Annotated in this window: 16 protein-coding genes and 1 other annotated feature (1 of these 17 running past the window's edge); all 16 genes read left to right on the plus strand. The window is 38.7% G+C overall.

The window, feature by feature from the left end:
• Positions 1-73: 73 nt before the first annotated feature.
• The 16 genes from queA (at position 74) to T375_RS01220 (ending at position 16,736) form a co-directional block, all read left to right on the plus strand.
• The gene (gene queA, locus T375_RS01145; RefSeq protein ID WP_044933954.1) at positions 74-1,111 is read left to right on the plus strand and encodes a tRNA preQ1(34) S-adenosylmethionine ribosyltransferase-isomerase QueA; all 1,038 of its coding nucleotides are present in this window, start codon (positions 74-76) and stop codon (positions 1,109-1,111) included.
• 96 nt (positions 1,112-1,207) lie between these two features.
• Positions 1,208-2,263 carry a phenylalanine--tRNA ligase subunit alpha gene (pheS, locus tag T375_RS01150; RefSeq protein ID WP_049960231.1) on the plus strand — a complete coding sequence of 352 codons (1,056 nt, stop codon included), beginning with the start codon at positions 1,208-1,210 and terminating at the stop codon, positions 2,261-2,263.
• A 15-nt stretch (positions 2,264-2,278) separates the two neighbouring features.
• Positions 2,279-4,639: a phenylalanine--tRNA ligase subunit beta gene (gene pheT, locus T375_RS01155; RefSeq protein ID WP_044933956.1), complete on the plus strand. Its 2,361-nt coding sequence runs from the start codon at positions 2,279-2,281 to the stop codon at positions 4,637-4,639.
• Positions 4,640-4,669: 30 nt separating this feature from the next.
• On the plus strand, positions 4,670-5,017 hold the full coding sequence (locus T375_RS01160; RefSeq protein WP_044933957.1) for a PilZ domain-containing protein: 348 nt from the start codon (positions 4,670-4,672) through the stop codon (positions 5,015-5,017).
• A 21-nt stretch (positions 5,018-5,038) separates the two neighbouring features.
• Entirely contained in the window at positions 5,039-5,920 is an 882-nt protein-coding gene (lgt, locus tag T375_RS01165) for a prolipoprotein diacylglyceryl transferase (protein ID WP_044933959.1), read from the plus strand.
• A gap of 244 nt (positions 5,921-6,164) precedes the next feature.
• Positions 6,165-6,596: a division/cell wall cluster transcriptional repressor MraZ gene (gene mraZ / locus T375_RS01170; protein WP_044933961.1), complete on the plus strand. Its 432-nt coding sequence runs from the start codon at positions 6,165-6,167 to the stop codon at positions 6,594-6,596.
• A 7-nt stretch (positions 6,597-6,603) separates the two neighbouring features.
• The gene (gene rsmH / locus T375_RS01175; RefSeq protein ID WP_044933963.1) at positions 6,604-7,545 is read left to right on the plus strand and encodes a 16S rRNA (cytosine(1402)-N(4))-methyltransferase RsmH; all 942 of its coding nucleotides are present in this window, start codon (positions 6,604-6,606) and stop codon (positions 7,543-7,545) included.
• Positions 7,546-7,609: 64 nt separating this feature from the next.
• Complete coding sequence (locus T375_RS01180; RefSeq protein WP_044933965.1) at positions 7,610-8,107, plus strand: hypothetical protein; 498 nt, start codon at positions 7,610-7,612, stop codon at positions 8,105-8,107.
• Between the two features lie 15 nt (positions 8,108-8,122).
• On the plus strand, positions 8,123-10,156 hold the full coding sequence (locus T375_RS01185; RefSeq protein WP_044933967.1) for a peptidoglycan D,D-transpeptidase FtsI family protein: 2,034 nt from the start codon (positions 8,123-8,125) through the stop codon (positions 10,154-10,156).
• A gap of 42 nt (positions 10,157-10,198) precedes the next feature.
• Positions 10,199-11,146 carry a phospho-N-acetylmuramoyl-pentapeptide-transferase gene (gene mraY / locus T375_RS01190; RefSeq protein ID WP_044933969.1) on the plus strand — a complete coding sequence of 316 codons (948 nt, stop codon included), beginning with the start codon at positions 10,199-10,201 and terminating at the stop codon, positions 11,144-11,146.
• A gap of 18 nt (positions 11,147-11,164) precedes the next feature.
• Positions 11,165-12,322 (plus strand): FtsW/RodA/SpoVE family cell cycle protein, encoded by a 1,158-nt coding sequence (locus T375_RS01195; protein ID WP_044933971.1) that lies wholly within the window; start codon positions 11,165-11,167, stop codon positions 12,320-12,322.
• Positions 12,323-12,458: 136 nt separating this feature from the next.
• A complete protein-coding gene (locus T375_RS01200) occupies positions 12,459-13,073 on the plus strand; it encodes a cell division protein FtsQ/DivIB (RefSeq protein ID WP_155952391.1) in 615 nt (204 codons plus the stop codon).
• Positions 13,074-13,212: 139 nt separating this feature from the next.
• On the plus strand, positions 13,213-14,448 hold the full coding sequence (ftsZ, locus tag T375_RS01205) for a cell division protein FtsZ (RefSeq protein ID WP_044934923.1): 1,236 nt from the start codon (positions 13,213-13,215) through the stop codon (positions 14,446-14,448).
• A 214-nt stretch (positions 14,449-14,662) separates the two neighbouring features.
• Positions 14,663-15,001 carry a PadR family transcriptional regulator gene (locus T375_RS01210; RefSeq protein ID WP_044933975.1) on the plus strand — a complete coding sequence of 113 codons (339 nt, stop codon included), beginning with the start codon at positions 14,663-14,665 and terminating at the stop codon, positions 14,999-15,001.
• A 10-nt stretch (positions 15,002-15,011) separates the two neighbouring features.
• Complete coding sequence (locus T375_RS01215; RefSeq protein ID WP_044933977.1) at positions 15,012-15,977, plus strand: permease prefix domain 1-containing protein; 966 nt, start codon at positions 15,012-15,014, stop codon at positions 15,975-15,977.
• 3 nt (positions 15,978-15,980) lie between these two features.
• The gene (locus T375_RS01220; RefSeq protein ID WP_044933978.1) at positions 15,981-16,736 is read left to right on the plus strand and encodes a DUF4097 family beta strand repeat-containing protein; all 756 of its coding nucleotides are present in this window, start codon (positions 15,981-15,983) and stop codon (positions 16,734-16,736) included.
• A gap of 51 nt (positions 16,737-16,787) precedes the next feature.
• Positions 16,788-16,987 (plus strand) — a binding site (T-box leader) (it continues 44 nt past the right edge of the window).

Here is a 16,987-nt window from a genome sequence, read left to right on the forward strand (position 1 = left end):
TAGATTTTTGCTTATAAGGTGTATTTATGCTATTATCTATTGGAAAAATAAGATTTAGTTTTAAGGATTTATCATGAAAGTAAAGGATTTTGATTACGATCTTCCTGAGGAGCTTATCGCTCAGGATCCACTTGAAAAAAGAAGTAATTCAAGGCTTATGGTCTTGGATAAAAATACTGGAGAAACATTTCATCGTCATTTCTATGACATCAAAGATTATTTAAAGCCAGGTGATTGCCTGGTTATCAATAACACAAAAGTTATCCCAGCAAGATTATATGGTGCCAGAGTTGGTTCTGGCGGAAAAGTTGAGATTCTCCTTTTGAAGCGCATTAGCGACAATCAGTGGGAGTGTCTTGTAAAGCCAGGCAAAAAGGCTCGTCCAGGAATGGAAATTTCATTTGGCGATGGCCTTTTGATGGGTAAGATTATCGATATCGTTGATGAGGGTAATCGTATTATTGAGTTTTCATATGAGGGAATATTTGAGGAGATTCTCGATAAATTAGGAGAGATGCCACTTCCACCATACATTACTCACAAGCTTCAGGACAGGGACAGATATCAGACTGTCTATGCTAAGTACGATGGCTCGGCAGCTGCTCCTACAGCAGGCCTTCATTTTACACCAGAGCTTCTTGATGAAGTGAGAGCTATGGGGGTTAAGATTGCTGAGGTTACTCTTCATGTAGGTCTCGGTACATTCCGTCCTGTAAAAGAGGAGGAAGTTCTTGAGCATCATATGCACTCTGAGTACTATGAGCTCAATCAGGAAGCCTGCGATATTATTAATGAAACAAAGGCTAACGGAGGCAGAATTATTTCTGTTGGAACAACAAGTACACGTACCCTTGAGTCTGCAGCTGAGGCAGGAAAGCCTCTTACACCAAAGAGCGGTTGGACTCAGATTTTCATTTATCCTGGATACGAGTTTAAGGTAATAGATGGACTTATCACTAATTTCCATCTTCCACAGTCGACACTTATCATGCTTGTTTCGGCTTTAGCAGGCAGAGAGCATGTGCTTAAAGCATACGAAGAAGCAGTTCAGGAAAAATACAGATTTTTCTCTTTTGGAGATGCAATGTTAATTACAGATTTATCTAAATAATTAAGCGCATTTTCCTTGAATTCAAGAGAAATAAAAGCTAAAATTTTGATTTAGTAGTATTGGCCACAGGCCAAAATTTAGTTTACGGAGGAAGCCATGATAGATATCATATCTGAATTGAGCACAAAGTTTGAAGAAGAGCTTCAGAATATCAAAAATTCTGAAGAACTTGAAAATATACGTGTTTCATACTTAGGTAAAAAAGGTAGTGTTACAGCTGCAATGAAGGAAATGGGCAAGCTTTCTGCTGAAGAAAAGAAAGAGTTTGGCCAGAAGATTAACGTATTAAAAAATACTGTTGCTGACAAGATTGCTGAAAAGAAAGAAGAAATCGCAGCACTTGAGCTCCAAAAGGAAATTGACAAGGTTCCTGAGTTTGATATTTCACTTCCAGAGCATTTTGAACAGGGAAGTTATCATCCAATCACACTTGTACAGCGTCAGTGCGAAACTATCTTTAAGTCTATGGGCTTTACTGTTGAGGATTATAGCGAGGTAGTTACTGATTATGAGTGTTTCGAATCTGTAAATATTCCAAAGTATCACCCAGCTCGTGATATGCAAGATACATATTATCTTGAAAATGGACAGCTTCTTAAGTCTCAGACAACAGCTGCACAGAACGCTATCTATAAAAAGTATCGTAAGCAGCTTATCGAGGATGGCACACCTATCAAGGCTATCTTCCCAGGACGTTGCTTTAGAAACGAGGCTACAGATGCTTGCCATGAAAACACATTCTTCCAGATGGAAGGTGTTATGGTTGGAAAGGATATCTCTATTTCAAACCTTATTTACTTCATGAAGACAATGCTTTCAGAAGTATTTAGACGTGATATAAAGGTTCGCCTTCGTCCAGGATTCTTCCCATTTGTGGAGCCTGGTTTCGAGCTTGATATCAACTGCCTTAACTGTGGCGGTAAGGGCTGCCCATCATGCAAGCACTCTGGATGGCTTGAGCTTTGCCCATGTGGTATGGTTCATCCAAAGGTTCTTGAAGAGGGCGGTATCGATCCTGACAAGTACACTGGCTTTGCCTTTGGACTTGGTCTTACAAGACTTGCAATGATGAAATACGGAATTAAAGACATTCGTGATCTGAACAGCGGAAATCTTTCAAGCTTAGCTCAGTTCACTGATGATGAGCAGTAAGGGAGGACTATAACCATGTTTATTTCAATGAATTGGATCTCTGATTTCGTTGACCTTGAAGGTCTCGACAAGATGGAGCTTATTTCAAAGTTCTCTCTTGCAACAGCAGAGGTTGAAAATGATATTTTCCATAAAGGCGAGGATTTATCTGGAGTTGTTGTTGCTGAAATCAAATCAGTAGAGGAGCATCCAGAGTCTAAGAAGCTCCACCTTCTTAAGGTTGATGCTGGCGATGGCAAGCTTACAGATGTTGTTTGCGGTGCACCTAATGTACGCGTTGGTATGAAGACAGCTTTTGCTAAGGTGGGAGCACAGATTGGCGACATCACAATCGCTCCAAGACCACTTGCTGGTTATGATTCATTCGGAATGTGCTGTTCTGAAAAGGAAATTGGCATTTCTGATAACAATGACGGTATCATGGATATTCTTGATGATGCTCCAAACGGAACAGATATCAAGGATTTATATGAAATCGATGATATTATTTTTGAGGTTGATAACAAGTCACTTACAAACCGTCCTGACCTTTGGGGTCACTACGGAATTGCAAGAGAGTTTGCTACAATTGCAAAGCGTCCTCTCAAGGAGCTTCCTACACTTGACCTTAGCAAATATGACAATCTTGAAAAGATTGATTTAAAAATCGAAGATGAGCTCTGCCAGAGATATTCATCATTAAAGGTAGAGAATATTAATACAAATGTTGCTCCTGTTAACATGCGAATCAGACTTTTCTACTGTGGCATGAGAGCAATCAACCTTCTTGCAGACCTTACAAACTACATCATGCTTGAAATGGGACAGCCTATGCACGCATTTGATTCACGTAAGGTTGAAAAGATTCGTATCAAGAGATTTGATAAGCCTTTCACTTTCACAACTCTTGATGGTATCGAAAGAAATATCGACGAGAACACTCTTATGATTTGCAACGACAACACACCTGTTGCTATTGCTGGTATCATGGGTGGTCTTGATTCTGAAATTGTTGAAGATACAACTACACTTACTCTTGAGTCAGCTACATTCAATGCTGCTTCTATTAGAAAGAGTGCAGTTCGTCTTTCTCACAGAACAGATGCTTCAGCTCGTTATGAAAAGAGCCTTGATCCAGAAATGACTACAGTTGCAATCGCTCGTTTCATGAAGCTTCTTTCTGATATTGATGATGGCGTAAAGGTTGTATCCGCACTTACAGACGAATATGCATTCCATTATCCACAGGTTTCCCTTGATTTTGACAAGGATTTTGTGGATAAGTACACAGGAATTGAGATTAGTGATGAGCATATTGTGGATACACTTACATCTCTTGGATTTGGTATTACACAGAATGGTGCAAACTTCCATGTTGAGGTTCCTTCATATCGTGCTACAAAGGACATTAGCCTTAAGGCAGATATTATCGAAGAAATCACACGTATCTACGGCTATGATAACTTTGAACTTTCTACAACAAATGCGCCTCTTTACCCAGTACGCATGGCAGAGGACAAAAATGTAGAAGATAGAATTAAGGATATCCTTGTTAAGAGATTCCAGCTTCACGAGGTTCATTCATATGTATGGCAGTATGCTGATGAGTACAAGAAGCTTGGTATGGAAGTAGAGGAGAACATTAAGCTTGCTAACTCTACAAACCCTAATATCGAAACACTTCGTCGCTCAATCATTCCTACACAGCTTTGCCAGGTAAACTACAATACTGGTTATGCTGCTGACTTTGGTATTTTCGAGGTTGGTCGTGTAGTTGAAGGCTTAAAAGAGGATGGCCTTTGTGATGAGCACAAGAAGCTTTGCATTACATTATTCTCAAAGACAAAGTCACTTGAGACACTTTACTTTGAGCTTCGCGATATGATTGCTGAGACAATTGCTGATGTTAGACATAAGTCTCTTACATACAAGAAGCTTGAGGCTACTCATTCATATGAGCATCCAAAGAATCTTTATAGCTTAGTTCTTGATGATGTAGTAATTGGTGAGATGGGTGTTGCTCATCCACTTGTTTCAAAGAAAATTGATAAGAAGGCTGCTATCGTATTTGCGGAAATCGATGTTGAAGCACTTGCAGATATCAAGCAGGAGAACATTTCATATGTTGAGCCTTCAAAATATCCTTCAATTGAAGTAGATTTATCATTTGTAGCAGAGAAATTTTCTGAGATAAATGATACAATAAAAGAGAGCGCACAGAGTATATTGAAAAAGGTAGGAGTTGCCGATGTATATTCTGATAGCACTGGAAAGTCGATTACAGTTAGACTTCTCTTTGGTGATGATGAGAGAACTCTTACACATGATGAAGTACAGAAGGTAGTCGATGATATCATTGAAAAGCTTAAGAACAAAGGCATTAATCTTAAGATGTAATCTACAAAATAAGATTGGGAGGTCAGGAGCATGGAAGAGAAGAGAAGAAATAAGCGCTTGGATATTGATGTAAAGGTCGAAATCGAACGTATCGATGAGGCTAACATTACCACCGTTAAATACATGGAGGTAGAAGTTACCAATATCTCAAAGACTGGTTTAGCTTTTAGAGTAAAGGATGTTGAATTTGAAGAAGGAGCATGCTTTGATGCTAGAATTCAGATTTGGACAAAAGAAACAATCGACACAGTTTTCAAGGTTGTTCGTGTAAACAAGCTTGAAGATGGTATGTATGAGTATGGATGTATCTTTGTTGGAATGACAGATACTGATGCACTCAAGATTGAAATCTATCAGTTATTTAGCAACGCAGAGTAATTATTAACAGGGAGAATTGCTGTGAATACAAGTATTATTTTCCCTAATTTGCATATTACATTAGATAATGTTGGAAAAGGATTCTATATTGGATCCTTTTTCATTGCTTTTTACGGAGTTATTATCGCAATTGGTATGCTGGTTGGGGTAGGTTTTATTTTAAAAGAGGCAAAACGAGTAGGATTTGATGAAGATTCATTTCTAGATATTTGCATTATCACTATTATAGTGGGCATTATCGGTGCTCGTATTTATTATGTTATATTTGCCTGGGATTACTACAAGGACAATCCTATTAGTGCACTCAATATCAGGCAGGGCGGTCTTGCAATCTATGGTGGTGTGCTTGCTGGTATACTGTGTGTGTATATCCTTTCAAAAAGAAAGAAGCTTGATTTCCTCAAGGTAATGGATGTGGCTATCTTTGGCGTAATCATCGGTCAGATATTTGGCAGATGGGGCAACTTCTTTAATAGAGAAGTATTTGGACAGTATACAGATGGCTTGTTTGCAATGTTACTTCCTATTGATGCAATTCGTTCGCAGAGCGATGTGACTGCTGAAATGCTTGCTAATCTGGTGCAGATTGATGGTGTTACTTATATAAGTGTTCATCCAACATTCTTGTATGAGTCATTGTGGAATCTTGCCTTATTAATCTTTTTACTGTTTACTAGAAAAAAGAAAACATTTAATGGTTATGTATTCTTTACATACCTTATAGTATATGGTGCTGGCCGATTCTGGATAGAAGGAGTTAGAACAGACCAGCTTAAGCTCTGGGGAACAAATCTTGCAGTATCTCAGCTTATAGCTGCTGTATGTATTGTTCTTGGTAGTGGATTGTTTTTTTACTATAAAAAGAATCATCCACTTTCCACCCCACAGGAGATAAAATCATAAGAAATTGTATTTTTTTAAAGACATTGGAACTTCCAATGTCTTTTTTTATGCCTTTTTTTATCAAAAATTGCACTTTTTGTGGTCTGGCCCTCCACCTTATACCACATATAGAAAATGCCGAAAAACATTGATTTTTCACGGTTTTTGGGTTGCGCAATAAGGGGAAATGGTATAAAATGTATTTAAAAGTGGAGGAAAGTGGAAGAAAAGTGTCACAAAGTGGTGGAAAGGAGGAACGGCTTTCATGTTCATGGGTGAATACAGTCACAATATAGACGCGAAGAACCGTCTTATTATGCCTGCAAAGTTTCGTGAACAGTTGGGAGAGCACTTCGTAGCCACTAAGGGACTTGATGGATGCTTGTTCGTTTATCCTATGAGCGAATGGAAGACCATCGAAGAAAAATTTAGAGAGATTCCACTTACCACCAAAGATGCTAGAAAGTTCTCTCGTTTCTTCTTTGCAGGAGCGGCAGAATGCGATATCGACAAACAGGGAAGAGTACTTATTCCTGGTAACCTTAAGGAATACGCAGGAATTGATAAGGAAGTTGTTTCTGTTGGTGTCTTGAACCGAATTGAAATCTGGTCTAAGGAGAGATGGTCAGATGAAGGCACTTACGATGATATGGATGAGATAGCAGAACACATGGCTGAGCTTGGCCTTGGAATTTAGGAGTCAAATGGAATTTAATCATTATTCAGTTCTCTTAAATGAGACAATTGATAATTTGAATATTAAACCTGACGGAATCTACGTTGACGGAACACTGGGAGGCGGCGGTCATTCTTATGAAATAGCAAAACGCCTCACCACTGGTCATCTTTATGGATTTGATCAGGATACAGACGCTCTTAAAGCAGCTGGTGAAAGACTTAAAGAGTTTGGTGACAAAGTCACCAGAATTCACAGCAACTATGAATTCATGAAAGAAAAGCTTTTAGAGCAGGGCGTTACAAAAGTAGACGGAATCATGCTTGACCTTGGAGTATCAAGCTTCCAGCTTGATGAAGCAGACAGAGGATTCACCTACAGAGTTGACGATGCACCACTTGATATGAGAATGGACAAGGATAATCCTATGACGGCAGCTGATATAGTTAATACTTATTCAGCTGAGGATTTGACCAGAGTCCTGTTTACATATGGCGAGGAAAAGTTTTCCAAGCAAATTGTTAAAAACATTATTAAACAGCGAGAAATCGCACCAATACTTACAGCCGGACAGTTAAATAAAATAATAGCTGAAAGTATTCCGAAGAAAGCTCAGGTAGGTCAGGGTCATCCTTCTAAAAGAACCTACCAGGCACTTCGAATTGAGCTCAACAGAGAGCTTACTGTTTTAGAAGACCACATCGATGACATGATCGATTTGCTTAATCCAGATGGAAGGTTATGCATCATCACTTTCCATTCGCTGGAAGATAGAATCACGAAAGTGGCATTTAAAAGAAATGAAGACCCATGCACATGTCCAAAGGATTTTCCTGTATGTGTATGTGGTAAGAAATCAAAGGGTAAGGTGGTTACGAGAAAGCCAATCTTACCTAGTGAGAAGGAGCTGGAAGAAAATTCCAGATCAAAGAGCGCAAAGCTCAGGGTTTTTGAGAGAAAAGATAGCTAATCGGATAAGACAAAAGTAATGGGGAATAATGCTAGTTTTAATTGCGAGAATGAGGAGTTAGAGAATGCAACAGTTACAGACATATTATTACAACCAGGGAAATGCAGTACGCAAGGAAGTTGATCCTTATGCACAGCCATATCGTCCAGTTCGTGTTTTACCTACAAGAGAGCAGCGCGAGCGTGAGAAGCGCGAGGATGCTATTCGTCGCCAGAAGATTACAGACAGAAAACGCGCAGCAGCCCTTAGAAAGAACAGATTATTAACTGGTTATATGATTGTAGCAGTTATGTTAACATGCGTTATGCTTGTTGGATATGTAGCATTACAGACAAACGTTACTACTAGAATGAGCAGAATCGCAGATTTAGAGAACGAGCTTTCCACATTAAACGCTGACAACAGCGCAGCAGAGAGCAGAATTGCAACAACTACCAATCTTTCAGATATTAAGGATAAAGCCATAAATGACCTTGGTATGGTGTATGCAACTAGCAGCCAAATAGTGTATTATAGTGTAGATGGTTCGGACTACATGAGTCAGTACCAGGATATTCCATAAGAATAGAGATACAAAATGGCTGAGAATAAAAGACGAAGAGTAAAACCGAATAATAAGATTTTAAAAAGAATGCAACGCAAGCTCTGGGTAGTATTTGGAATTGTTTGTATTCTTTTTGTCGTTCTGATAGGCAGAGTAATGTACATTCAGCACACTAGTGGTGATAAATATGAAAAAATCGTTCTTGCTCAGCAGGATTACGATAGTACAACTATTCCTTTTCAGCGAGGCAATATCATTGATGCAAGAGGAACAGTTCTTGCTACCAGCGTAGATGTTTACAATGTAATTTTGGATTGTAAGGTTCTTAATGCAAATGAGGATGCTATCAGTACTACAATCAGTGCTATTACAGAATGCTTTGATGAAATAGATGCTGATACAATCAAAACACAGCTTACAGACAACCCATCATCTCAGTACTATATCCTTGCAAAGAAGGTTTCATATGAAGAGATGGCAGCTTTCGAAGAGCTTAAAACAACAGAATCATACAAGGGTAAGGTTTATGGTATCTGGTTTGAAAAGGAATATGTCAGACAGTATCCATATGGTAGCTTAGCTGCAGCAACAATTGGATATGCCAGCAGTGGTAATGTTGGTGTTATCGGTCTTGAAAATAAATACTCCAGTGTCCTTAATGGAGTTAATGGTCGTACTTATGGCTATTTAAATTCTGATAGCAATCTTGAACAGACCACAATAGATGCTACAAATGGTAATAACATTGTTCTTTCTTTGGATGTAAACATTCAGACAATAGTTGAAAAGGCTGTTGAGGATTGGAACAATGAAACAATGACTGCTTACAATGCTGAGCATCCTGATGAGCCAGAGTCATTTGGATCACTACACACAGCAGTGCTTGTTATGAATCCAAACAATGGCGAGATTCTTGCCATGGCTCAGTATCCTACATTCGATTTGAACAATCCTAGAGATTTAACAGGATACTATTCAGACGAAGATTTGGAAGTGATGACTACAGATGAAAAGATGGATGCGTTGAACCAAATCTGGCAGAATTTCTGTATCACATACACATACGAGCCAGGTTCTACTTTCAAGCCTTTCACTGTTGCAATGGGCCTTGAGACTGGAGTTCTTACAGGCGATGAGACATACTACTGCGATGGTGGAGAGATGATTACAGGTTATCCAAATCTGGTTAAGTGCGTTGCCTATAGAAAAGGTGGCCATGGAACACAGACTATTGCAGAAGCACTTTCAAATTCTTGCAACGATGCCTTGATGCAGATGGTTAGAGTTATTGGACCAGAGACTTTTGCTGACTATCAGTCAATTTTTGGCTTTGGTCAAAAGACTGGTATTGACCTTACAGGAGAGGCTAGTACAGCAGGTCTTATCTATAGCGAAGAGGATTTGAATTCAGCTATCAACCTTGCAACAAATTCGTTCGGTCAGAACTTTAATACTACAATGGTGCAGTTGGCAAGTGGCTTTAGTTCACTTATCAATGGTGGATATCTCTATGAGCCTCACCTTGTTACAAAGATTACCGACCCAAACGGTAATACAGTAGAAGAGGTTGAACCTACTATTTTAAAGAGAACTATTTCAGAGGAGACTGGTGATCTTCTTAAAAGCTACCTTGAATACGTTGTTTCTGATGGTACAGGAAAGACTGCTGGTGTTGATGGTTATCGCATTGGTGGTAAGACAGGTACTGCCGAGAAACTTCCTCGTGGAAATCACAAGTATTTAGTTTCATTTATTGGTTTTGCACCTGTTGATAATCCACAGGTTGTAGTATATGTAATTGTTGATGAACCTGGTGTAGGTGCTGTTGGTGATAATCAGGCCCACAGTAGTTTCGCTCAGCAGATTTGTCATAATATATTTGAACAGATTCTCCCATACATGGGAATCGAATCTTCTTTGACAGAGGAAGAGGAGGCTGCAGCTGCAGCTAGTCTTACTGAAGCTGCTCAGGCTACAGAAGACGAAGGTGGAACAGAGGATACACCGGAAGGCTCAGAATCTACAGCAGATCCTGCAGAGACTCCTGAAGTCGAAGAGGAACAATAGAGAATTTTTAGAGAATTAAAGTTAGAGAATTGGAGTTTTATTATGTTAGAAGTTTTTTTACCAATGTTGGTATCTTTTGTTATTGTGCTTATTTTAGGACCAATATGCATACCTGTTTTAAGACGCCTTAAGATGGGAAATACAGAAAGAGAGTATATCAAAGAGCACAAGGTAAAAAATGGAACACCTTCTATGGGTGGAATTATGATTCTTATTGCATTTGCAATTGTAGGTCTTTACTATGCACCAAAGGCACCTCACATTTATCCAGTGGTATTGTTGACATTAGGGTTTGGTGTTTTAGGTTTTGTTGATGACTTATTAAAAGCTCTCAAGAAAAGCTCAGATGGCTTAAAGGCTTGGCAGAAGATGCTTGGTCAAATCGGTCTTACAACTTGCTTCGCTGTATATATGGTTAAGTTTTCAGATGTTTCACTTGAACTTAGAATTCCAGTAACAGGAGCATTTGTTGATATCAGTTGGGTTGCTATCGCGCTTTTATATCTTGCAGTTCTTGGTACAGTAAACGGTGCTAACTTTACAGATGGTATGGATGGTCTTGCTACATCTGTAACTCTTGCAATTGCAGCATTCTTTGGAATTGCTTCAGTACAGCTTTATTCAGATATCACACCAGCAATAGCTGCCATGATTGGTGCATTGTTTGGTTTCTTAATGTTTAACGTTCACCCAGCAAAAATCTTTATGGGAGATACAGGTTCTTTGGCACTTGGCGCCTTTGTTGCAAGTTGCGCTTATATGCTTCAGATGCCTATTTTCATTATTATTGTTGCTATTATCTATTTAGTAGAAGTTTTATCTGTAATTCTTCAGGTAGGTTATTTCAAGCTTACTCATGGTAAAAGAATATTTAGAATGGCTCCAATTCATCATCACTATGAATTAGGTGGCTGGTCTGAAGTAAAGGTAGTTGCTGTATTTACTACCGTTACTATTTTCTTGTGCGTGCTTGCATACTACATGGTCTAAAGGGATGGGGAAGAGTTTATGGTAAGAGATCAAGAGCTGGTTGCTTCCAGAAAAGAAGCAAAGCGGCGTAAGAAAATTAAAAAGCTATTAAACTTTGACTATACGCTTTTACTAATCATAATATTCATCCTTGCATTAGGACTAGTTATGCTTTACAGCACATCAGCGTATGCTGCATCTTTGAAAAGAGGAGATTCGGCATATTATCTTAAGCGTCAGATGTTTGCCTCAGGCTTAGGATTTGTAGGTATGTTTTTTTCTACAAAGATAGACTACCGTAGATGGTCTCATTTTGTTTGGCCATTTTATATTGGTTCAATGGTTCTTTGCGTCATGGTTATCTTCGTAGGTACAACAATCAATGGTCAGGCACGTTGGCTTAGCATTGGTGGTATTTCAGTTCAGCCTTCAGAGATTGCAAAGGTTGCAGTTATTTTGCTGCTGGCCAATGTAATAGACAGAGCACCGAAAGCTCAAAGAACATTTGAAGGTTCCATCAAGACTATGTGTCTTGTCCTTCCAATTTTCGCAGTAGTTGCTTATAACAACCTTTCTACAGCTATTATCATTATGGGTATTTCTTTCATAATGGTATTTATTGCATCTCCAAAGTTTTGGTATTTTGTGGGGGCAGCTGCAGGAGGAGTTTTACTCATTATTTTATATATTTCATTAGCAAGTTATCGTTCTGATCGTGTTGCCACATGGCTTCATCCAGAGGATTATGTCACAGGATCTGGTTTCCAGACACTTCAGGGACTTTATGCTATTGGTAGTGGCGGTCTTTTTGGAAAGGGCTTAGGAGAGAGTATGCAAAAGTACATTGTTCCAGAGGCCCAAAACGATATGATTTTTTCTATCATTTGCGAAGAGCTAGGTGTATTTGGAGCAGTTTGTATTATTCTTCTTTATATTTTGCTCCTGTACAGACTTTTATATATAGCCAATCATTCAAAGGATATGTTTGGTTCTTATATTTGTATTGGTATTATGAGTCATATTGCTCTTCAGGTTATTTTAAACCTTGCCGTTGTTACAAATTCAATACCTAACACAGGTGTTATTTTGCCGCTTATTAGTTATGGTGGTACATCTGTAGCCATACTTTTAACGGAACTGGGCTTGGCGCTTAGCGTATCAAAGAATATGGAATTCGAAGGTGATGAAGATGTCTAGACGCCGTAAAAGAAGAAAAAGCCATATTTTGGCTATTATTGAGATTATATTTTCATTGATATTACTCTTAGTTATACTTGGCATTTTAGCCTATTTCTTATGTCCTTTAACGGATGTATCAGTAGAAGGCACTGATTTGTACACTTCAGATCAGGTTTCAGAATATATTTTAGATGACAAGTATTCGACTAATACGATATATGCATTTTTGAAAAACAAGCTGTTTCCAAAGGGGGATGCTGAGTTTATTGAGTCATTTGATGTAAAGATAACAGGAATGCATAGCATTACAATTGTTTGTAATGAAAAGCCAATTCTAGGCTACATTAGTCAAGAAGATGGCAAATACATATATTTCAATTATGATGGTTCCATTACTGAAATCAGCGAGAGCTATATTGACCGAGGATATATGCAGGTCGAAGGAGTTACTTGTGAGGAACCAGAAGTAGGAATGACACTCCCTATCGGTGATGATCAAATAGGATATCTTACATCGCTGATAAAGATTCTTCAAAAAAATGATATTATGCCTAATGTGGTTTCATATGATGAAAATAGCCATATTACGCTTAAATATGACACATACAATATTTCACTGGGAAGTAGCGTTTACCTGGAAGAGAAGATAGACCGCGCATTAAAGATTCTTCCACAAATCGAAGGTTTGCAAGGTACACTACATCTTGAGAATTACTCAACCCAAAACACAGATATTGTATTCGAAAAAGATATTGAGGTGGTCGAATAAAATGCAATTTTTGGTAAAAAACAGTTGCGAAATAAGGTGAAAAACTATAATATGTTATTAGTGTACAAGTATAGTATGCTTTTTTGGTATTAGAGATTTTCGACCTCCCTTCGAGGTTTAATAAAAGGAGGATATGGTTTTGATTAACATTACGACTGACGAGACAGGGGCTCCTGTCAGAATCATTGTTGTTGGTGTCGGCGGAGCTGGCAACAATGCAGTAAAGCGTATGGTTGAAGAGGGTATTGGGGGAGTTGAGTTCATTGGAATCAACACTGATAAGCAGGCACTTGATTTATGTAAAGCGCCTACTCTTTTAGCTATAGGTGAGAAGACTACAGGTGGAAAGGGTGCTGGTGCTAACCCAGAGGTTGGCATGCGTTCTGCAGAGGAGAGTGCAGAGGATATTTCTGCAGCTATCAAGGGCGCAGATATGGTATTCGTTACTTGTGGTATGGGTGGCGGCACTGGTACAGGTGCAGCTCCAGTTGTTGCGAAAATTGCAAAGGAGCAGGGTATCCTTACTGTAGGTATCGTTACAAAGCCTTTCCAGTTTGAAGGAAAGCCACGTATGAACAATGCCTTAAATGGTATTGAGAGATTAAAGGAAAATGTTGATACACTTATCGTAATTCCTAACCAGAAGCTTGTTGAAATCACAAACAAGAGCATGGGAATCGGTGAGAGCTTCCGTATTGCAGATCAGGTACTTCACCAGTCTGTACAGGGTATCACAGATCTTATCACAAAGAATTCGCTTATTAACCTTGACTTCGCTGATGTTCAGACAGTTATGAAGGACAAGGGTCTTGCACATATTGGTATCGGTTCAGCTAAGGGTGACGAAAAAGCTCTTGAGGCTGTTAAGCAGGCTGTTGCTTCACCTCTTCTTGAGACAAGCATTCAGGGTGCTACTGATGTCATCGTCAACATCTGTGGTGATGTTGGACTTAACGACACATCAGAGGCTACATCTTATGTTCAGGATATGACTGGTGCTGATGCTAACATCATCCTCGGTGTTACAGAAGATGACACAATGGACGATGAAGTTACAGTTACAGTTATCGCTACTGGACTTGGCGAGCCAAACACAGCTACAACAGGCGCATTCCGCAGCTCAACAGGTATGGTTTATGGCTCACAGCCTAGACAGTCAAGCGCTGACTTACTTGCAGGCATGAGAGGATCAGCTGCTCCAGCTAGCCAGTCAGGTGTTACAAATACACCTCCTGTAGTTAACAGACCTGTTACACCTACACCTGTTGCTACAACTCCAATTCAGCGTCCAACAGCTCCAACTGTACCAACAGAGAGCACTGTACCTGAATTAAACATCAAAATGCCAGACTTCATGAACTCAATCAAAAAATAATAATCAAACCTTACAGGCACTGCATTACGCAGTGCCTTTTTTATTGCCCGGCCACATAATGCAGGAGGCTTTGATAACAATTTGCTATGGAGGGATGTAAATTTTTTGTGAAAGGGGTTGACTTACTTCGACAGTCGTAGTATATTTACTACATCAAACGTACTACGACAGACGTAGTACGGCAGACATAGTACGATAGACGTAGGAGGATTATATGGGTGAAATAAGTAGTGATGTAATTAGAGGCTACAATGACACCATGATACTTTCCATTCTTATGAAGGAGCCTTCTTATGGTTATGAGATTTCTAAGCAGATAAAGAGTATTTCGGAAGAGAAATATGTTATTAAAGAAACTACTCTGTATTCGGCTTTTACCAGAATGGAAAAGAATGGTTTTATCGAATCATTTGTGGCTGATCCAGATCCTGAAGGGAATGGAAAGAAAAGAACCTATTACAGAATCACAGATATGGGGAAGCAGTATTACATTGATAAATGTGATGAGTGGGAGCTTACAAAAGAAGTAGTTGAAAAATTTATTTCAAAATAGGAGAGAAGATATGGAAACAATTAAGAGCTATTTAGATGCAATGTTTAGTAGTATGCCAAACACTCCTGAGGTTAAAAAAGCAAAGGCTGAGCTTTTTTCAATGATGGAGGATAAGTATAACGAGCTTATTGCAGAGGGTGTTAATGAGAATACTGCTGTTGGTACAGTTATTTCTGAATTTGGCAATCTTGATGAGTTGGCTGAGGATTTAGGGCTTACTAAAGAGGTTGAGGAAGTTCACGAAAGAGAGCAGCAGCCTAAGAGATTTGTATCAATGGATGAGGCACTTGAGTTCATTAGATGTGAGAAAAAGAGAGCTCTTCTAGTAGCTACAGGCGTTTTACTTTGCATCACATGTGTATGCTGGCCAATAGTTACAGATGCTGTTTGGGGCTTTATGAATATCGACAATTATGGCGCAGCTATGATGTTTGTATGGATAGCAGTTGGTGTAGGATTGTTCATTTATAGTAGTTTTGTTAGTTCTGATTTCAGTTTTCTTAGAAAAGAGCCATGCCAGATGGATATGGCTACAACAGATATGATTAAAGAAAAGAAAGCTGAGTTTAAGCCTATTACAGCTGCTGCAATAACACTTGGATGTGCTTTGTGCATATGCGCTGTTGTGCCAATTATGATTTTCGATATCGATATATTTGCAACTTTTATATTTATCATGGTTGGCATAGGTGTATGGTTGTTTGTATATTCTGGAATTATTAATAGTAGCTTTGATACTTTGTTAGATGCTGGCAATGTTGTTCGCAAAGACATAAAGTCAAATGGAAATGAGGAAGATGTAGAATATGTAAGCAAAGGTGCAAAGATTCTCATGGAATCTTATTGGTCAATAGTTACATGCCTATATCTTATTATCAGTTTCACAACCTTTAATTGGGGTTCTACATGGATAATTTGGGTTATAGCAGCTATTGCTCATAAAGTATTTAAGATTGCACTTGTAAAGGAGGATTAAGAAATGACTACAAAGAAATTTCAGTTAATAATATGGATTGTTACTCTGATTATTGTTGTTGGCTCTTGCATTATTCGATTTGCTCCTTTTTCAAGTGGTCGTAGTGAAGAGTCAGAATATGATTTTTCTAAATACAGTGTAGCAACTGTAAAAGTGGATGCAGATGCCGCAGATTTATATATTGAATATGGTGATGAGTTTAAGGTAAATACAAACTATCAAAAGAATGTTGAACCAAAGGTTACATTGGAAGATGAATGTTTAACAATCGAGCAGAAATATTCTGTTAACGTAAGAAATCTGAAAGATTGCTACATCAAAATTACTTTACCTAAGGGTACAGTGATTGACACAGCTGATATTACTGCTAGCGCAGGAGATATTGATATTAATGGTGTTAACTTTGATACTTTGAAGATTGATGCAGATGCTGGGGATATCGATATCAATGAGGTAACTGCAAATGACTTTGTTATAGAGGCAGATGCAGGCGACATAGATGTTAGTAAATCTGTTTTTGAAACAGTAAAGGTAACCACAGACGCAGGGGCTGTTGAAATGGATGATGTTACTGCAACAAGTGGCACATTTGATGCTGATATGGGAAGCATTGATATTGACGGAAATTTTGAAAAGATTACAGCTAGCTGTGAGATGGGAGACATTGATATTAATGTTCCTGATGCAAACAAAGTAGATTTTGATTTAGATTGTGAGCTTGGTAGTATCAAAGTAAATGGATCTAGATGGAAAAATTAGTTGTTGACAACAGAATTACGGAATGGTAGTATTACTTCAACACAATAAAGTAATAAACCGATGAGGGAGAGGAGTACCTCTTTGTGATTCATAGGAGAGAGCCGCGATGGTGGGATGCGGTATGATAGCAATTTGGGAATGGACTCCTGAGGGCGTGAGGAAATGACTTTGGTCAGAGTATTGCACGACGTAAGGCATACGTTAGTTGCCAGGGATATGATGGTATCCTGTTAAGCGCATAGGATTATCCT

This window comes from Pseudobutyrivibrio sp. LB2011 (assembly GCF_000701765.1).
Classification (GTDB): Bacteria; Bacillota; Clostridia; order Lachnospirales; family Lachnospiraceae; genus Pseudobutyrivibrio; species Pseudobutyrivibrio ruminis.